This is a genomic window from Rhabdaerophilum calidifontis (genome assembly GCF_008641065.1).
Lineage (GTDB): Bacteria > Pseudomonadota > Alphaproteobacteria > Rhizobiales > Beijerinckiaceae > Rhabdaerophilum > Rhabdaerophilum calidifontis.
Map to the genome: position 1 here is coordinate 437,045 of NZ_VTRS01000001.1, position 16,306 is coordinate 453,350.

A 16,306-nucleotide genomic window follows, 5' to 3' on the forward strand; every position below is an offset into this window, starting at 1 on the left:
ATTTGCTGTTCGATCGTTGTCAAGCAAAGCGGAGGCCAGCGGCGCCATACTTTTATGTATCTGTAAAGCATAGAGAATTTTCGCAGGAACGGACGGTTTCACGGCAGGAAGCGCCGACCCCTCCCTGCCGGGGCGGCAAAATCTGCCGGTTTCGGCGCGCAAGGCTGGAAAGCCGGCTTGCGACGCGGTATGGAACAGGCCGTGCCAACCACCCGCTGCGCGTGATGGACCCGATCCGCCTCGATATCCCGAAGCTGCCCGCCGAGACGCGCGTCGTTGTCGCGATGTCGGGCGGCATCGATTCCTCGGTGGCGGCGGCGCTGATGCATCGCGCCGGCTACGAGACGATCGGGATCACGCTGCAGCTCTACGATCACGGCGCCGCGATCCATCGCGCGGGCGCGTGCTGCGCCGGCCGCGACATCCAGGATGCCCGCAATGTCGCCGCCGGCCTCGGCATCCCGCATTACGTGCTCGATTACGAGAGCCGGTTCCAGGAATCGGTCATCGACCGGTTCGTTGACAGCTATGCGGCCGGCGAAACGCCGATCCCGTGCGTGGAATGCAATCGTTCGGTGAAGTTCCGTGATCTCCTGGCCTTCGCCGAGGATCTCGGCGCCGATTGCCTGGTGACCGGCCATTACGTCGAGAGCCGGCCGTTGTCCGGCGGGGGGCGTGGGCTGTTCCGCCCGGCCGATCTCGACCGCGACCAGAGCTATTTCCTCTACGCCACGACGCGCGCGCAGCTCGACCTGCTGCGCTTCCCGCTCGCCGGCCTCACCAAGCCCGAAACGCGCGCCATCGCACGCGAACTGGGGCTCGGAAATGCGGAGAAGCCGGACAGCCAGGACATCTGCTTCGTCCCCAGCGGCGATTACGCCGCCCTCGTCGCCAAGCTGCGGCCGGATGCGGTCCGGCCCGGCGTGATCCGTCATGCCGACGGGCGGGTGATGGGCCGGCACGAAGGCATCATCCGGTTCACGATCGGGCAGCGGCGGGGGCTCGGCATCGCTGCGCGCGAGCCGCTCTACGTGGTGCGGATCGATCCCGACACGGCGGAAGTGATCGTCGGCCCGCGCGAAGCGCTGAAAACGCATGCGCTGCGGCTGCGTGATTTCAATTGGCTGGGGGACGGCGCGCTCGAGGATCTGCCGGCCGAGGGGCTCGAGGTCCATGCGCGGGTGCGCTCCACGCGCGCCCCGCGCCCCGCGTTGTTGCGGATCGAGGATCATGCGCCCTGGATCGATCTGCCCGAGGGCGAGGAGGGTGTGGCGCCGGGCCAGGCCTGCGTGCTTTATGCCGATGGCGGCGCGCGTGCGCGCGTGCTTGGCGGCGGCACGATCGCCAGGCGGGAGGCGGTGTCGCAGCCGGTGCCGCACGCGCCGGCCGTTCGAGCAGCGGAATGACAGGGGGCGGAAATGGCGCGGGTGGATGATGTTGATTCCGACCGGATCAAGATGTCCAAGGCCTATGGCCGCTGGGCACCGATCTATGACGCGGTCTATGTCCGGATCCTGAAGCCCGGTCAGCTCGAAGCGGTGCGCCTGGCGATGGCCTGCGGCCCGCGAATCCTCGAGGTTGGGGTGGGAACCGGGCTTTCGCTCGGCTATTATCCCGCGCAAGCCGAGCTGATCGGCGTCGATCTCTCCAAGGCGATGCTGGACAAGGCAGCCGAGAAGGTGGCGGCGCAGGGGCTCCGGCAGGTCAAGGGGCTCGCGGTGATGGATGCCTGCCGTCTCGGCTTCCCCGCCGCGCGGTTCGATGCCGTCGTCAGCCAATATGTGATCACGCTGGTGCCGGACCCCGAGGCGGCGCTCGACGAGTTCGCACGCGTGGTGCGCCCCGGCGGCGAGATCGTTCTTGTCAACCATCTCGGGGCGGATGGCGGCGTCGTCGCCGCTTTCGAGGATCTGATCTCGCCACTCGCGCGCAAGGTCGGCTGGAGCACGGATTTCCGGCTGGCGCGGATCCGCGCCTGGGCCGAGCGTGCGGGGTTCCGGCTTGTCTCGGCCCGGAAGGTGGCGCCGGTCGGCTTCTTCACGGTGATCCGCCTGAAGGACGAGCGCGCGGCGCAAGGCATCGCCGCCAGCGCCGCCTGACGCGCCCGTCGAGGCTTGACAGCGGCAGGCAACCGGCCTTTAAGGCAAGCCTTCGCGCCCGGCTCGCGGCCCGGTTCGCATGGCAGTGTAGCTCAGCTGGTTAGAGCGTGGCACTCATAATGCCAAGGTCGGCGGTTCGAGCCCGCCCACTGCTACCATTCCTGCCCTGCCGCGTTTTTGTGATCCCAAACAGGTCGGTCAGCTCACATAGCCGGGGCAATTCCCGCTCGGCGGCGGGTTGAGCGTCACCTTGGTCGATTGTCGCGGGCGCATGTAGAGGAAATCGCCGAGGCCCATCTCGCCATCGATGGCTGAGCCCTTGAACAATTCGTCGACGATCTGCGTCGCGACCGAGGCCTGATAGCGCATCGTGACCTCGGCCAGCACGACCGATGTCCGCGCCACCTTCAGGCCCGCGGGCAGGTTGGTGAACTTGGTGCAACGCGCGAGCGGGGTGAAATTGCCCCTGAGCTTCGCATCCGACGGCACCATCGACCAATCCACGAAGGCGGTGCCGTTGCCGTCGATATCGATCGACACGGTGCGCATGCCCATCTTGTCGATCGGATGCGGCCAGATCACCGATGCCGTCGCCGCGAAGATCGAATCCATGTCGGATTGGCTGACGGCCTGCATCTGCGTCGTCATGTCGGCGAGCGTGCGGGCAAGCAGCGTCACCTTCTTGTCGGCGGTCAGCGCATCGGTGGCGACGATCATCCCGACCCAGACGGCGAGCATGGCCGGCGCGAGCAGCGCGAATTCGACGGCGGCGGCGCCCCGGCGCGCGGCGATGAAGCGACGAAGCGTGCGGCGCGAGCGGGTGGCGAGGGGGCGAATCATCGGCTGTTCCTCCTCAGCAGGCGCCGAACGGCTCGTTCTTGAACGCGGCTGAGCCGGAGATCAGCACGTTCCGGTTCGCGAGCTGCGCGACATCGTTGCGGATGCGCGCGGTGATGGCGGTCGCCTCGTAATAGGCGCGGATCACCACGATCTGGCAGGGTTTGCCGGTGTTGAACTGCATGTCGCCGGATTTGAGCACGCCATCCACCACCGGGTTCGGCATGGCGGCGAGCCCGAACGTATCGAAGGCGCGGACATCGAACTTCACCGCGTCGCAGGAAATGATCCAGTCCACCTGGCTGCAGAACGCCGAGCGGAACTTGGCGATCTGCGCCTCGGCGGCGCCCGCTCCCGCGACCTGGCCGGTCATGGTGACGCGTTTGGCCTCCTCGACCCCGGCCTCCATCGCGGTGGCCTTGAGATAAAGCGTGCCGCTCTCGATGATCGCGAAGAGCGAACCGAACAGAAGCGGCGCGATCATCGCGAACTCGACCGCCGTCGCGCCCGCGCGATGGCGCGCGAAACGCCGCATCCAGCCTGGCCTGGTCGCCGTCGTCGCCGTGATTCCGTCCGGCTTCCGTTCGTTCATTGTCTCACCCGTCCGGTCGCGAAACCTGCCGGCCCGCCTTGCGCGGCATGGGCCAACCTTGCGGATTCTGGATAGCAGAGACAGATTTCCGTTCCGTTTCGGCCGTTCGGGAGAATCCCGCGCAGCCAGTAGACGGTTTTTTAACAAAGCCTCCGCGCGCCTCGCGCGGGCGCGCGCGGCTTATTTCTTCTCGGCCTTGCTGTTGGCGGCGGTGCTGCCATTTGCCATGCCGTCCCTGGCCGCAGCCTGGCTGACGGCGCGGGTGAAATGCTTGTCGTCGTCGCCGAGGGTCACGGTCGGCAGGCAGCGCGGAGTGCAATCGTAGCTCGATTGTTCAAGCCCGCGCTGGACGACGAGTCGCCCGGTCTCCTGATCCGCCACGGCCACCTGCGATTCGGAGATGATCGTGCCGGCGCCGTCGAGCGCGATGAAATTGGTGCGGCCGGGCGAGCGCCCGGTGATCACCATCACGCCGCCGCGCTGGACCGTGACATCGGCGATCGCGGGGTTGCCGATGACGATGGTTTCGGTGCCCGCCGGCAGTTTCACGAGCTTGGCCTGATCGAGAACGACGCGGATCGCGCCCTCCTCAGCCCGGGCCGCGCCGCAGATTGCCAGCAGCGCGGCGACGATCGCCGTTCCGCAGCCTCGCATCCCTTGGGCTCGGTGCTTGCGGGCCATGTCCATCGCTCAACTCCACAGACCGGGCGGCGCGGGGCTATGCGCATGCCGGCTCACGCGGCAAGCCTGCCCGAGCAGGGTGAACAATCGGTAAAGCAGGCTGAAGGGGATTCGCGGGCTTCATCGCTCTCGGACCGGTTTGGGGCGGACATCAAGTTTTGCGGCGCGATTTCTCCTTCATGAAACGCAACTCAGGATTGTTCTTATAGCGGAAGAGCGCCTCACGGATAGTTTTCTGAGCATGGCGCTTTACGAAAGGGCAGAGAGAGAAATCGATATAAAAGCAGAAATCGAGTTGCTTTTTAAAAATCTTTGATCGTATTTTTGTATTAACGTGCTGTTAGGCATTTTTTTCTTCAGATTTCGCCATCCACTCAAAAGTTTTTTACTGTATTAACTATCGCTGTTATTGCGAAGATTGAGATCCTTTATTTCCAATCGAATTAACTTGCTTGAAAGGCCGGGGGCTTATGTTTGCCCTCGGTTCCGGCGCGGAAGCCTTGCGGCGCAGCGAACGGAAACCTGGAGCACAGACAGAGTAAGGAGCACATCATGTCGATCTTCACGCGCTTCGCCAAGGACGAGTCCGGCGCCACCGCGATCGAGTATTCCCTCATCGCCGCCCTCATGGCTGCCGCCATCATCGCCGCGCTCAACGCCTTCTCGGGCGATCTGTCGCAGGCCTTCACCAATATCGGCAAAACGCTGAAGTCCAAGACCAGCGGTTCGTGAGCCGATCGCCGGATCTTCCGGTGCGAAGCGAGGCGGCCTTCGGGCCGCCTTTTTCGTTGGGCGCAATCATGCGCGCGATTTTGTCTTTTCTGGAAAGAGTATCATCGCCGAATGGCGCCTTGCGCCGGCCGGAGCGTCGTTCTTATGGTTCCCGGTCACGAACCAGGGGAACAGGGAGACGCGCCATGGCCGGAATCGAGATCAAGGGGGCGATGGCCCCGCGCTTCGACGAGATCCTCACGCCGGCGGCGCTGGATTTCGTTGCCGCCCTCCAGCGTGCCTTCAACGGCCGCCGCAAGGATCTGCTCGCCGCGCGGATTGAGCGGCAGGCAGCCTTTGATGCCGGCACGCTGCCCGATTTCCTGCCGGAGACCGCCAATATCCGCGCCGGAGACTGGAAGGTCGCGCCGATTCCGGCCGATCTTCAGGATCGCCGCGTCGAGATCACCGGTCCGGTGGACCGCAAGATGGTCATCAACGCGCTGAATTCCGGCGCGAAGGTGTTCATGACCGATTTCGAGGACGCCAATTCCCCGACCTGGGCCAACAATGTCGAAGGCCAGATCAACCTGAAGGATCGCTGGGCCGGCCGGCTCGATTTTACGGATCCCGTCAGCGGCAAGGCGTATCGGCTCGGCCCGAAGCCGGCCGTGCTGCTCGTGCGCCCGCGCGGCTGGCACCTGCCGGAGCGTCATCTGCTCATTGATGGCGAGCCCTGCTCCGGCTCGCTGTTCGATTTCGGGCTTTATTTCTTCCACAACGCGAAGGCGCAGATCGCGCAAGGAAGCGGCCCCTATTTCTACCTCCCGAAGCTCGAAAGCCATCTCGAGGCGCGGCTCTGGAACGATGTGTTCGTGATGGCGCAGGAGGCCCTCGGCATCCCGAAGGGCACGATCAAGGCCACTGTGCTGATCGAGACCCTGCCGGCGGCGTTCGAGATGGACGAGATCCTGTTCGAACTGCGCGATCACATCGTCGGGCTCAATTGCGGGCGCTGGGACTATATCTTCTCGTTCATCAAGAAGCTCGCCGCCAACAGGGACTACGCCCTGCCGGATCGCGGACAGGTGGTGATGGGCAAGGCGTTCCTGCGCGCCTATTCGCTGCTGCTGATCAAGACCTGCCACCGGCGCGGCGCCTTCGCCATGGGCGGCATGGCGGCGCAGATCCCGGTCAAGAACAATCCGGCCGCCAACGAGGCCGCCTTCGCCAAGGTGCGCGCCGACAAGGAGCGCGAGGCCGGCGACGGGCATGACGGAACCTGGGTCGCGCATCCCGATCTCGTGCCGGTGGCGATGGAGGTGTTCGATCGGCTGATGCCGCAGCCCAACCAGCTCGACAGGTTGCGGGAGGACGTGAATGTCACGCAGAAGGATCTGCTGGAGGTTCATCAGGGCACCCGCAGCGAGGCGGGGTTCCGCGAGAACATCCGCGTCGGCGTGCAATATATCGAGGCATGGCTGCGCGGGCGCGGCGCGGTGCCGATCTACAACATGATGGAAGACGCCGCGACCGCCGAGATCTCGCGGGCGCAGATCTGGCAGCAGGTGAAATACGGGCTTGCCTTCGAGAGCGGCCGCAAGGCCGATGCGGCCTTCTTCGATGCCTGCCTCGCCGAGGAAATGGCGCGGGTGAAGGAGGAGATCGGCGCCGAGAACTATGACAGGGGCCGCTTCCCGGAGGCGATCGAACTCTTCCGCGCCCTGAGTCTTGCGCCGCGATTCGAGGATTTCCTCACCGTTCCGGCCTACGCGAAGATCGACTGACGGGCCGGACTTTGCCGCGGCCGGCGTTCTCGGCGCCGGGCCCCCGCCGGCACGGGGCCTGCATGAAATTTTCGTAACGGGCGGTGCAATTGCCATCAAGGCTCGCTATCTCATCTTATGACCCCCGCCGGGGAGAGGCGTAGGGTCGTGAGGAGGATCGCATGAACGCTGAAGAGCGTAAGGTTATCGACGGTATTTTCGAGCGTCTGAAGAATGTGGCGACCCAGCCCCGTGATCCGGAGGCCGAGAAGCACATTGCCGAACTTGTCCGCCAGCAGCCCTATGCGCCCTACGCGCTCACGCAATCGGTGTTCGTGCAGGAGCAGGCGCTGATGAACCAGCAGGCGGAGATCGAGCGGCTCCAGCAGGAGGTCGCCCGGCTCCAGCAGCAGGTTTCGGCGGCGCCGCAGGCATCGGGCGGCTTCCTGTCCGGGCTGTTCGGCGGCGCGCGCGCGCCCGAGCCGGCCATGCCCGCCTATGGCCAGCGCGGTGCGCCGATGGCAGCCCAAGGCATGGCGCCGCAGGCCGGCCCCTGGGGCGGCCAGCCGCAGCCTCCGGCCGGCCCCTGGGGGCAGGCGGCGCAGCCCCAGCAGCGGCAGGGCATGGGTTTTCTCGGCACCGCGGCGGCCGCGGCGGCCGGTGTCGCCGGCGGCATGATGATCGGCAACCTGCTTTCCGGCGCGTTCGGCGGCGGGCAGGCGCATGCCGCGCCTGCCGCGTCGAGCAATTTCTTCGGCCAGCCCAATGATCCGCAGCTGCCGCCGGAGGAGCATCAGGGCTACGAGGAGGATACCGGCGACGATGGCGGTTTCTTCGATGGCGGCGACGACAGCTATGAGGCGTGATCCGGCACACCGGTAACGCGAAAGGCCCCGGGTTCCGGGGCCTTTTTGCTGGTGTCTTGCACCGGACGGGTCAGATGACGACGACCTTCGTCCCCACCCGCACCCGGCCGTAGAGATCGACGACATCCTCGTTGCGCATGCGGATGCAGCCCGAGGACACCGCCTGCCCGATCGTCGAGGGCTCGTTGGTGCCGTGGATGCGGTAGAGCGAGGAGCCGAGATAGAGCGCGCGGGCGCCGAGCGGATTCTCCGGGCCGCCGGCCATGTAGCGCGGCAGATCGGGGCGGCGCCTCAGCATCTGCGCCGGCGGACGCCAATCCGGCCATTCCGCCTTGCGGGTGATCGCCTTGACGCCGGCCCATTCGAAGCCCGGCCGGCCGACGCCGATGCCGTAGCGCAAGGCGCGGCCATTGCCCTGCACGAGATAGAGGAACTTGTTGGGCGTATCGATCACGATCGTTCCGGGCGCATGGCGGCCGGGATAGGCGACCTCCTGCTTCTCGTAGCGGGGGTCGAAGCCGGGCGCGACCGGCGCGGGCATGCGTTCGCGGCGCATGCCGCGCGGCGGCGCGCCGAAATCCGGCTCGTCCTCGGCCAGGATCGGCGCCACCGCCTGCTGCTGGACCAGGCCGCGCCGCTGCGGAGCGGGAGCGTAGACGCGTCCGGGATGGACGGGCTGCGGCGGCGCGGCATAGAGCGGCGCGCCCTGGCGATGGGAGGGCGCCGCGCCGGTCATCAGGAATTCGATGAATCCACCGCCGAGATTGCCGCCGCGCGGATCGGCGGCGGCCGGCAGCGTCGTCGCGGCGAGGCAGATCGCGATCGCCAGCGGCGAACGCACGGGGAGGGCCGCACGGCGGCGGAAGGAAATCAGCGAGGCGCTCATGGCATCACCTTGTTCATGGTATCAACGTTCATGGCACCAACCTCTGGGCGTTGCACGAACGGCCGAGCCCGGAACGATGCCTTTGGCATGCATTCCCGCCGTCTTTTCAAGTTTCGATCTGCTTCTGGATAGAAATCGCTAATCTTCGTGGTTAATGTAAGCTTCTGTTCAGCAGGAATGTGAACCATTCGTCTTAGGGTTAAAGAATCATTTATAGGACCTTGAACGATTTGACGAATTATTCAGGATTAACGGAACGTAATTGAGTGATTCCAAGCGGATGAACCGATGCTTAACTTGTCCGGGCGAAGCTGCGGAAACAGGCTGCGACAACCAGAGATTGTTCCATGAGCGAGAGTGCCCGCCGGTTCCGCATTGAAGGTGGCGTCCCACGTCCGGCGCCGCGGATGGCCGTCCCTGCCTTCGCGTTGCCGGCCCCCATCGAGATCGGAGGAACCGACATGCCCGCAAGCGCCGAACCGCCGGGGCTTTCGCAGCCGATTCTCGAGGAATTGCGGGCGCTGCGCGCGCTGGTGGCGCCGTTGCGCGGCATCATCGAGAATCTCAGCGACAGCTATCGCAACGAATTGCGCAGCGTCTCCATGCTGCGTTCGGATATCGGCGAGATCGACGAGGCGATCCGCGGCACCAAGAAGGAACTCGCCGCGATCAAGGTCGGCGCGAATATCGGCGGCGTCGACATCGCGGCGCTGGAGCTGACGACCGTGGTCAGCCAGACCGAGCAGGCGACCAATGACATCCTCGCGGCGAGCGAAGCGATCGAGACGCTGGCCGGCGCCATCCAGAGCGACACCACGCTCGAGGACGCCAAGGCCCGCGCCGCCGAGATCGCCGAGAAGGTGACCGTGATCTACATGGCCTGCAACTTCCAGGATCTCTCGGGCCAGCGCGTCAGCCGGGTTGTGGATACGCTGAATTTCGTGGAGAGCCGCATCCACCGGATGATCGATGCCTGGGGCGGGTTGCAGGCGCTGCACGACCTCATCGAGGCGGAAATCTCCACCAAGGAGGAGGAGCGCGCGACCGAGGGCGCCGCGGCGTTGCTCACCGGGCCGGTTCCGGTCAATTCCGAGGATCACGTCGACCAGAACGAGATCGACGCGCTGTTCAGCTGAGCCCGGTCGGGCCCCTGCCGCGCAGCAGCGCCCTTACCCCGGCGAGATCGAGCAGGAGCGCGGCGAAGCCATACCCGGCGACGCCGCCCGCCGCCGTAGCCAGCAGGGCCGCAGGGCCGGGATCGAGCATCCGCCCCGGCAGAGCCCCGAGCAGCAATGCCGCGAGCGCCACGCCGAGCCGTAGGCCATTTCCGCGTTCCGGCAGAATCGACCGGCCGAGCCGTGACGCCAGCAATGCGCCGGCGCCGGTCATCCCCGCCGTGAGCGACAGGCCGATCGCGAGCGGCAAGCCCGCGCCAGCGAGGCGCAGGATCGGCAGCGATGTCGCGATGATCGCCATTGCCGCCAGCGCCGCGCCCGTGAGCGGCAGGGTGCGGTGGCGGAGCTGGAAGAACGGGTGCAGGGCATATTGGATCAGCGCGTAAAGCGTGAGTCCGGGAATCAGCGCCTCTGCGAACGCACGGAACGGGCCGCGGAAATCGGGCGCCACGAGTAGGATCTCGAGATCCGGCAGGACGAGCATCAGGCCCAGCGCCACCGGCGACAGGATGGCCAGCAGCGCGGTGAGGTTGCGTCGTGCGGCGGCGAACCCGGCCTCGGCGCCGTTCTCGCGCTCGGCGCGGACCGCGAGCTGGAACAGCGCGAGATCGGCGGCGGTGCCGATGGTGGTGACGAGCTTCGCGATCAGATCGAAGGCGAGGCTGAACTGCCCTGCCGCCGCGAGGCCGCCAAGCGTCGCGCTGACACCGCGCAACGCGAGAAAGATCGCCAGATAGCCGACATTCGTCGCGATGATGGGGCCGGAATAGCCGATCAGCGCGCCCAGGCGGGGCAGGTCGTCCGGTCGCGCAACCGCGGCAGCGCGGCGGAAGCGCAGCGCATCCGCCGCCAAAGCGGCGAGAACCGAGCCGAGGAAGCCTGCGAGGCCGCCTTCCGCGGAGCCGGTCGCCAGGGCGCCGACGGGCATGGTGAGGATCGCCGTGCCGTTGCGGATCGCCACGATTCGGACATAGCCCGCCTCGTCGAAAGCCGCACGCAGGAGCGCCGCGCGCAGTTCGGCATAGCCGGCCGCGAGCGTGATTGCGGCCCCGAGCAGCAGTAGCCCGCGCGGCGCACCGGGAATCGCGACGGCCAACCCTGCCAGCGCCAGTGCCAGCGCCGCCGCGCCCGCGAAGAGGTGCAGGAACCGCCCCGCCGGCGCGCCGGCCTGATGGTAGCGGATCGCCGCGAGGCGCAGCCATTCGAAGATCAGCGTCTGGGCGAGCACGGCGCCGGCCAGCGCCAAAGCGTAGCGGCCGAATTCCGTCGGCCCGAGGATCCAGGCCGTTGCCAGCCCGAGCCCGAACTGAACCAGGGCGGAAGCGAGGAAGGTGGCGGGCATCAGCATCATGCCTATTGCGTTGAAAGCGCCGGCGAAGGCAAGCGGCTGCGCATTGTTCTCGCGCCATCGCCGCGCTATCTCGTGAAGCTGACCGTTCCGCCGGATTCCCCGTGCCCTATTCCGATCTCATGCTCGCGGCCGCGACGCGCTTTGCCGCCGACCCGCTCTTCTGGGCGATCGGCCTCGCGACGATCGGCCTGATCGCCTTCTCGAAGGGGGCGTTCGGCGGTGGCGCCGCCTCGCTCGGCGTGCCGATGCTCTCCTTCGTGACCGATCCGGTCGGCGCGGCGATCCTCGTTGCGCCGCTCATCTCGGTGATGGACATGTTCACGCTGCGCAGCTTCGGCCCGTCGAGCTGGTCGCGGCCCGATCTCGGCGTACTGGTTCCGGGCCTGCTTCTCGGCCTGGCGCTCGGCTGGTTGCTGGTGTCCGAGATCGATGGGCGGATCGTCGCGCTGGTGATCGGCCTCGTCAGCCTCGGCTTCGCGGGGCACTGGTTCTGGCAGCTCTGGCGCCGGGCATCGCCGACACTGCGGCCGATCGAGCCGGCGCTCGGCTTCGTCGCGGGCGCGGCCTCCGGCTTCACCACCTTCATCGCGCATGCCGGCGGGCCGCCGGTGGCGATGTATCTCATCCGGCGCGGGCTCGACAAACGGCTCTTCGTCGGCACGACGACGGCGTTCTTCACCCTGGGCAATCTGCTCAAGCTCGGCCCCTATGGCATGCTGATGGCGGCGCGGCCGGACATGGCGGCGGCGGCGCTGATGCTGGCGCCGGTGATTCCGCTCGCGGTGCGCGCCGGGATCGCGCTTCACCACCGGCTCTCGCAGCGTGCGATCCTGCTCCTGACCAACAGCCTGCTGGTGATCGGCGGCGCACGGCTGGTCTATGTGGCGGCGAAGGCGCTCCTTCCGTGATGCTCGACCGTCTTCCTCCGGCCGCGACCGCGATCCTGGCCATCGGCGTTCTCTCGGCGATGGATGTGCTGATCAAGCTCGTCGGCGCCCGGTTTCCCACCTTCCAGCTCGTCTTCCTGCGCTTCGCCTTCGGGCTCGTGGCGGCGGGCGCGCTGTGGCTCTGGATGCGGACGCCGCTGCCGGGATGCGCGGCGGTGCGGATCAATCTCGTGCGCGGGCTGATCGGGCTGTGCACGGCCTCGATGTTCTTCTATGCGCTCCAGACCCTGCCGCTCGCCGAGACGATCGCGTTCTCGTTCCTCTCGCCGCTGTTTCTCGCCGGGTTCGGCGCGCTGCTGCTCGGCGAGGCGCTCGATCGCCGGGTTCTCGCCGGTCTCGTGCTCGGTTTCGGCGGCATGGCGGCGATGGTGCTCGGCCAGGGATTCGGCGGTCAGGGCCTTCCGGCATCCGGCGTTGCGGCGGCGATCGGCTCCGCCGTGACCTACGCGCTCTCGCTGGTGCTCCTCCGCCAGCGCGCGCAGCAGGATGCGTTGATCACCATCGTGCTGTTCCAGCATGTCGTGCCGGCCATTGTGATGGCGGTGCCGGCGGCGCTGGTCTGGGTGCCGCCGACCGGCGCGGAGCTTGCGATCTATGTCGCGTTGGCGCTGATGGGGGTCGCCGGACATCTGCTGATGGGCATGGCCTTCCGGCGGGCGGAGGCCTCGAGGCTTGCGGTGACCGAATATTCCGCGCTGCTCTATGCAACCGCTTTCGGCTTCCTGATCTTCGACGAGACGCCCGGCCTCGCCACGCTGCTCGGCACGGCGCTGATCGTCGCCGGCACGCTGATCACGATCCGCGGGCGGCGCGAGGACGCCAGGCCAGCCGAGCCGCCGATCGAGCCGGCGCCGTGAGGGCATCGGCCCCACAAGACCCCTGACAGGCCGCGGCTTGATGGGCCGGGGCTTGACTCTTGCTGCCGTGCCGACCATATCGTCGGTCAGCACTCACCACCGTCGAGTGCTAACAATTCCGGCCGACCGGCGATTCTGCCCATGGCATGGCCCGACAGGTCCCGACCGGCCATCCGTTCAAACTGCCACGAGGACACCATGACGAAGTTTCGTCCCCTGCATGACCGCGTTGTCGTGAAGCGCATCGACAGCGAGGAGAAGACCAAGGGCGGGATCATCATTCCCGACACGGCCAAGGAGAAGCCGCAGGAAGGTGAAGTCATCGCGGTTGGCCCCGGCGCCCGCGACGATGGCAAGCTCGTCCCGCTCGACGTGAAGGTCGGCGACCGCATCCTGTTCGGCAAGTGGTCGGGCACGGAAGTCAAGATCGACGGTGTCGAACTCCTCATCATGAAGGAGTCGGACATCATGGGCGTGATCGCCTGATCGCCCCGCCAGCAAACCAGAACCGGAGTAAGTCGAAATGGCTGCCAAGGACGTGAAGTTTTCGGGCGATGCCCGCGAGAAGATGCTGCGCGGCGTGGACATCCTCGCCAATGCGGTGAAGGTGACGCTCGGCCCCAAGGGCCGCAATGTCGTGATCGAGAAGTCGTTCGGCGCCCCGCGCATCACCAAGGACGGCGTGACGGTCGCCAAGGAAATCGAGCTCGCCGACAAGTTCGAGAACATGGGCGCGCAGATGGTCCGCGAGGTTGCCTCGAAGACCAATGACGTCGCCGGCGACGGCACCACGACCGCGACCGTTCTCGCGCAGGCGATCGTTCGCGAAGGCGCCAAGTCGGTTGCCGCCGGCATGAACCCGATGGATCTCAAGCGGGGCATCGACCTCGCGGTCGCCGCGGCGATCGAGGACATCAAGGCGCGGGCCAAGAAAGTCAAGAATTCCGAGGAAGTGGCGCAGGTCGGCACGATCTCGGCGAATGGCGACAAGTCGATCGGCGAGATGATCGCGCACGCGATGCAGAAGGTCGGCAACGAGGGCGTCATCACGGTCGAAGAGGCCAAGAGCCTCGAGACCGAACTCGACGTCGTCGAGGGCATGCAGTTCGACCGTGGCTACCTCTCGCCGTATTTCATCACCAATGCCGAGAAGATGGTCGCCGAGCTCGACGATCCCTACATCCTGATCTTCGAGAAGAAGCTGTCGTCGCTCCAGCCGATGCTGCCGGTTCTCGAGGCCGTGGTGCAGACCGGCAAGCCGCTGCTGATCATCGCCGAGGATGTCGAGGGCGAAGCGCTCGCCACGCTCGTCGTCAACAAGCTGCGTGGCGGCCTCAAGGTTGCGGCCGTCAAGGCGCCGGGCTTCGGTGACCGCCGCAAGGCCATGCTCGAGGACATCGCGATCCTCACCAACGGCCAGATGATCTCCGAAGATCTCGGCATCAAGCTCGAATCCGTCACGCTCGCCATGCTCGGCCGCGCCAAGAAGGTGCGGATCGAGAAGGAGAACACCACGATCGTCGACGGTGCCGGCAAGAAGAAGGAGATCGAGGCCCGGGTCAACCAGATCAAGGCCCAGATCGAGGAGACCACCTCCGATTACGATCGCGAGAAGCTCCAGGAGCGCCTTGCGAAGCTCGCGGGCGGCGTCGCGGTGATCCGCGTCGGCGGCGCGACCGAGGTCGAGGTGAAGGAGAAGAAGGACCGCGTCGACGACGCGCTCAACGCGACCCGCGCGGCTGTGGAAGAAGGCATCGTTCCGGGCGGCGGCACCGCGCTGCTCCGCGCCAAGGCGGCGGCGGCGAAGGTCAAGTCCGACAACGAGGACGTGAAGGCCGGCATCAACATCGTGCTGAAGGCACTTGAGGCGCCGATCCGCCAGATCGTCGAGAATGCGGGCGTCGAAGGCTCGATCGTCGTCGGCAAGATCTCCGAGAACAAGTCGCCGACCTTCGGCTTCAACGCCCAGACCGAGGAGTTCGTGGACATGATCGAGGCCGGCATCGTCGATCCGGCCAAGGTCGTGCGCACCGCGCTCCAGGACGCGGCTTCGGTCGCGGGGCTGCTCATCACCACCGAGGCGATGGTTGCGGAAGCCCCGAAGAAGGACACCCCGGCCCCGGCGATGCCGGGCGGCGGCATGGGCGGGATGGATTTCTAAGGCCATCCGGCGCCGATCCGGGCCATGCCCGGATCGGAACCCTGCCGCGCGCAGCCAATCTGCGCGCCCGATCCAGCGATGCGAGGGCCCGGAGCGATCCGGGCCTTTTCCTTTGGGGGAGGCGGGCGGCGTGCCCGCCGGATGCGGCGCATTCTGGACAAGTTCTCATTGCCGGATTGCAATTTTCAATTCATTTCAGTGTCTTGAAGAGCGTGTTAACACTTCGTCTCATAGCTGCCGTTTCACATCATCGAGGTCGTCATGTCTCTTCCCCCCGCCCTTTCCAATCTCATCCTGCTCGCCGCCCGCCTCATGCTGGCACTGATGTTTGTCCTCAGCGGCTATTCAAAGATCGGAGGCTATGCCGGCACCCAGAAATACATGGAGGCGTTCGGGGTTCCCGGCGCGTTGCTGCCGCTCGTCATCATCGTCGAACTGATCGGCGGGGCGATGGTCATGGTCGGGTTCCAGACGCGGCTCGCGGCTCTGGCGCTGGCCGGCTTCACGCTCGCGGCGGCGCTCTTGTTCCATTTCAAGCTCGCCGATCAGATGCAGTTCCTGCTGTTCATGAAGAACATCTCGGTCACCGGCGGGTTCCTCGCGCTGGCGGTTGCCGGGCCGGGCGCGTTCTCGGTGGATCGCCGCTGACCTCCCCGCTCAGGCGGATCGCGCCGACGCGATCCGCCAGACGCTGGTGCGCTTGATCTCGCTGTCCTCCAGTGCACCGACGACCGGCACCGAATAGGTCGCGATCGCGTCGAGCCGGTCCTTCGGCAGATAGGCGCGGCCGGGATCGCCGATCAGCACCTCGGCGCCGCGCGTCGCGAGCGCCGACAGCCAGGCGAAGACGCGCGCGGCCAGTGCCTGCTCGTAGCAGACATCGCCCGCGAGCACGACCTCCCAGCCGCGATCCTCGCCGACAAGATCCGCCTGCTCCGGCGCGATCGCGACGCCGTTCGCGGCCGCATTGAGCGCGATCGCGGCGGCCGCGTAGCCGTCGATATCCACGGCCTCGACCCGGCGCGCCCCGGCTTTCGCCGCCGCGATGGCCACGAGCCCGGAGCCGGAGGCGAAATCCAGCACCCGCCGCCCGGCGACAATGCCGGGATGATCGAGAAGATGGCGGGCCAGCGCCTGCCCGCCGGCCCAGGCGAAGGCCCAGAAGGGCGGCGGCAGCCCCATCTCGGCCAGATCCTCCTCGGTCTTCTGCCAGAGCGCGATTGCCTCATGCGCGACATGGAGGCGGATTTCCGGCACATGCGGCACCGGGCGCAGCGCCGTGTTGGCGCGGATGAAGGCCGCTCTTCCGAACTCGGCCGCCGTCATCTGCCGAAGCGCCTTGTGCCTTCGCCGCCACCATGAATGAGCCGCAATTGC

At 66.6% G+C, this 16,306-nt stretch carries 17 protein-coding genes and 1 tRNA gene; 12 read left to right on the plus strand and 6 right to left on the minus strand.

Annotated features, from left to right (window positions below):
- Positions 1–224 precede the first annotated feature (224 nt).
- From mnmA to FWJ24_RS02090, 3 genes are all read left to right on the plus strand, one after another.
- Complete coding sequence (gene mnmA, locus FWJ24_RS02080; protein ID WP_150286112.1) at positions 225–1,406, plus strand: tRNA 2-thiouridine(34) synthase MnmA; 1,182 nt, start codon at positions 225–227, stop codon at positions 1,404–1,406.
- A 12-nt stretch (positions 1,407–1,418) separates the two neighbouring features.
- The gene (locus FWJ24_RS02085; RefSeq protein WP_150286113.1) at positions 1,419–2,099 is read left to right on the plus strand and encodes a class I SAM-dependent methyltransferase; all 681 of its coding nucleotides are present in this window, start codon (positions 1,419–1,421) and stop codon (positions 2,097–2,099) included.
- A gap of 81 nt (positions 2,100–2,180) precedes the next feature.
- Positions 2,181–2,257, plus strand: a tRNA-Met gene (locus tag FWJ24_RS02090).
- A gap of 40 nt (positions 2,258–2,297) precedes the next feature.
- Here FWJ24_RS02090 and FWJ24_RS02095 read toward each other — a convergent pair.
- The 3 genes from FWJ24_RS02095 to FWJ24_RS02105 form a co-directional block, all read right to left on the minus strand.
- Complete coding sequence (locus FWJ24_RS02095) at positions 2,298–2,939, minus strand: TadE/TadG family type IV pilus assembly protein (protein WP_150286114.1); 642 nt, start codon at positions 2,937–2,939, stop codon at positions 2,298–2,300.
- Between the two features lie 13 nt (positions 2,940–2,952).
- Positions 2,953–3,528, minus strand: coding sequence for a TadE/TadG family type IV pilus assembly protein (locus FWJ24_RS02100; RefSeq protein ID WP_150286115.1), 576 nt, complete (start codon positions 3,526–3,528; stop codon positions 2,953–2,955).
- Positions 3,529–3,708: 180 nt separating this feature from the next.
- A complete protein-coding gene (locus FWJ24_RS02105; RefSeq protein ID WP_166443555.1) occupies positions 3,709–4,182 on the minus strand; it encodes a pilus assembly protein N-terminal domain-containing protein in 474 nt (157 codons plus the stop codon).
- Between the two features lie 576 nt (positions 4,183–4,758).
- Between FWJ24_RS02105 and FWJ24_RS02110 the strand changes: the two genes are divergently transcribed.
- From FWJ24_RS02110 to FWJ24_RS02120, 3 genes are all read left to right on the plus strand, one after another.
- A complete protein-coding gene (locus FWJ24_RS02110) occupies positions 4,759–4,941 on the plus strand; it encodes a Flp family type IVb pilin (protein ID WP_150286627.1) in 183 nt (60 codons plus the stop codon).
- Positions 4,942–5,126: 185 nt separating this feature from the next.
- Positions 5,127–6,707 carry a malate synthase A gene (gene aceB / locus FWJ24_RS02115; RefSeq protein ID WP_150286117.1) on the plus strand — a complete coding sequence of 527 codons (1,581 nt, stop codon included), beginning with the start codon at positions 5,127–5,129 and terminating at the stop codon, positions 6,705–6,707.
- Between the two features lie 161 nt (positions 6,708–6,868).
- Complete coding sequence (locus FWJ24_RS02120; RefSeq protein ID WP_150286118.1) at positions 6,869–7,552, plus strand: DUF2076 domain-containing protein; 684 nt, start codon at positions 6,869–6,871, stop codon at positions 7,550–7,552.
- A gap of 70 nt (positions 7,553–7,622) precedes the next feature.
- On the opposite strand, the gene FWJ24_RS02125 is transcribed toward FWJ24_RS02120, so the two are convergent.
- A complete protein-coding gene (locus FWJ24_RS02125; protein WP_150286119.1) occupies positions 7,623–8,438 on the minus strand; it encodes a L,D-transpeptidase in 816 nt (271 codons plus the stop codon).
- A gap of 461 nt (positions 8,439–8,899) precedes the next feature.
- Here FWJ24_RS02125 and FWJ24_RS02130 point away from each other — a divergent pair, with 461 nt between their 5' ends.
- On the plus strand, positions 8,900–9,574 hold the full coding sequence (locus FWJ24_RS02130; protein ID WP_166443556.1) for a protein phosphatase CheZ: 675 nt from the start codon (positions 8,900–8,902) through the stop codon (positions 9,572–9,574).
- On the opposite strand, the gene FWJ24_RS02135 is transcribed toward FWJ24_RS02130, so the two are convergent.
- Positions 9,567–10,964 (minus strand): polysaccharide biosynthesis protein, encoded by a 1,398-nt coding sequence (locus tag FWJ24_RS02135; protein WP_150286121.1) that lies wholly within the window; start codon positions 10,962–10,964, stop codon positions 9,567–9,569. The genes FWJ24_RS02130 and FWJ24_RS02135 overlap by 8 nt on opposite strands.
- A 101-nt stretch (positions 10,965–11,065) precedes the next feature.
- Here FWJ24_RS02135 and FWJ24_RS02140 point away from each other — a divergent pair, with 101 nt between their 5' ends.
- The 5 genes from FWJ24_RS02140 (at position 11,066) to FWJ24_RS02160 (ending at position 15,577) form a co-directional block, all read left to right on the plus strand.
- A complete protein-coding gene (locus FWJ24_RS02140; protein WP_150286122.1) occupies positions 11,066–11,872 on the plus strand; it encodes a sulfite exporter TauE/SafE family protein in 807 nt (268 codons plus the stop codon).
- Positions 11,872–12,768 (plus strand): DMT family transporter, encoded by an 897-nt coding sequence (locus FWJ24_RS02145; protein ID WP_150286123.1) that lies wholly within the window; start codon positions 11,872–11,874, stop codon positions 12,766–12,768. The genes FWJ24_RS02140 and FWJ24_RS02145 overlap by 1 nt, the downstream gene beginning before the upstream one ends.
- 198 nt (positions 12,769–12,966) lie before the next feature.
- Positions 12,967–13,254 (plus strand): co-chaperone GroES, encoded by a 288-nt coding sequence (groES, locus tag FWJ24_RS02150; protein ID WP_150286124.1) that lies wholly within the window; start codon positions 12,967–12,969, stop codon positions 13,252–13,254.
- A gap of 37 nt (positions 13,255–13,291) precedes the next feature.
- Positions 13,292–14,929: a chaperonin GroEL gene (gene groL, locus FWJ24_RS02155; RefSeq protein ID WP_150286125.1), complete on the plus strand. Its 1,638-nt coding sequence runs from the start codon at positions 13,292–13,294 to the stop codon at positions 14,927–14,929.
- Between the two features lie 261 nt (positions 14,930–15,190).
- Complete coding sequence (locus FWJ24_RS02160) at positions 15,191–15,577, plus strand: DoxX family protein (RefSeq protein ID WP_150286126.1); 387 nt, start codon at positions 15,191–15,193, stop codon at positions 15,575–15,577.
- Positions 15,578–15,586: 9 nt separating this feature from the next.
- On the opposite strand, the gene FWJ24_RS02165 is transcribed toward FWJ24_RS02160, so the two are convergent.
- A complete protein-coding gene (locus FWJ24_RS02165) occupies positions 15,587–16,255 on the minus strand; it encodes a class I SAM-dependent methyltransferase (RefSeq protein WP_150286127.1) in 669 nt (222 codons plus the stop codon).
- Positions 16,256–16,306: the final 51 nt, after the last annotated feature.

Excerpts from the sequence above, each read along its gene's own strand:
- mnmA (WP_150286112.1), top strand. The coding sequence starts at position 225 with ATGGACCCGATCCGCCTCGATATCCCGAAGCTGCCCGCCGAGACGCGC.
- FWJ24_RS02085 (WP_150286113.1), top strand. The coding sequence starts at position 1,419 with ATGGCGCGGGTGGATGATGTTGATTCCGACCGGATCAAGATGTCCAAG.
- FWJ24_RS02095 (WP_150286114.1), bottom strand. The coding sequence starts at position 2,939 with ATGATTCGCCCCCTCGCCACCCGCTCGCGCCGCACGCTTCGTCGCTTC.
- FWJ24_RS02100 (WP_150286115.1), bottom strand. The coding sequence starts at position 3,528 with ATGAACGAACGGAAGCCGGACGGAATCACGGCGACGACGGCGACCAGG.
- FWJ24_RS02105 (WP_166443555.1), bottom strand. The coding sequence starts at position 4,182 with ATGCGAGGCTGCGGAACGGCGATCGTCGCCGCGCTGCTGGCAATCTGC.
- aceB (WP_150286117.1), top strand. The coding sequence starts at position 5,127 with ATGGCCGGAATCGAGATCAAGGGGGCGATGGCCCCGCGCTTCGACGAG.
- FWJ24_RS02120 (WP_150286118.1), top strand. The coding sequence starts at position 6,869 with ATGAACGCTGAAGAGCGTAAGGTTATCGACGGTATTTTCGAGCGTCTG.
- FWJ24_RS02125 (WP_150286119.1), bottom strand. The coding sequence starts at position 8,438 with ATGAGCGCCTCGCTGATTTCCTTCCGCCGCCGTGCGGCCCTCCCCGTG.
- FWJ24_RS02130 (WP_166443556.1), top strand. The coding sequence starts at position 8,900 with ATGCCCGCAAGCGCCGAACCGCCGGGGCTTTCGCAGCCGATTCTCGAG.
- FWJ24_RS02135 (WP_150286121.1), bottom strand. The coding sequence starts at position 10,964 with ATGATGCTGATGCCCGCCACCTTCCTCGCTTCCGCCCTGGTTCAGTTC.
- FWJ24_RS02145 (WP_150286123.1), top strand. The coding sequence starts at position 11,872 with ATGCTCGACCGTCTTCCTCCGGCCGCGACCGCGATCCTGGCCATCGGC.
- groES (WP_150286124.1), top strand. The coding sequence starts at position 12,967 with ATGACGAAGTTTCGTCCCCTGCATGACCGCGTTGTCGTGAAGCGCATC.
- groL (WP_150286125.1), top strand. The coding sequence starts at position 13,292 with ATGGCTGCCAAGGACGTGAAGTTTTCGGGCGATGCCCGCGAGAAGATG.
- FWJ24_RS02160 (WP_150286126.1), top strand. The coding sequence starts at position 15,191 with ATGTCTCTTCCCCCCGCCCTTTCCAATCTCATCCTGCTCGCCGCCCGC.
- FWJ24_RS02165 (WP_150286127.1), bottom strand. The coding sequence starts at position 16,255 with ATGACGGCGGCCGAGTTCGGAAGAGCGGCCTTCATCCGCGCCAACACG.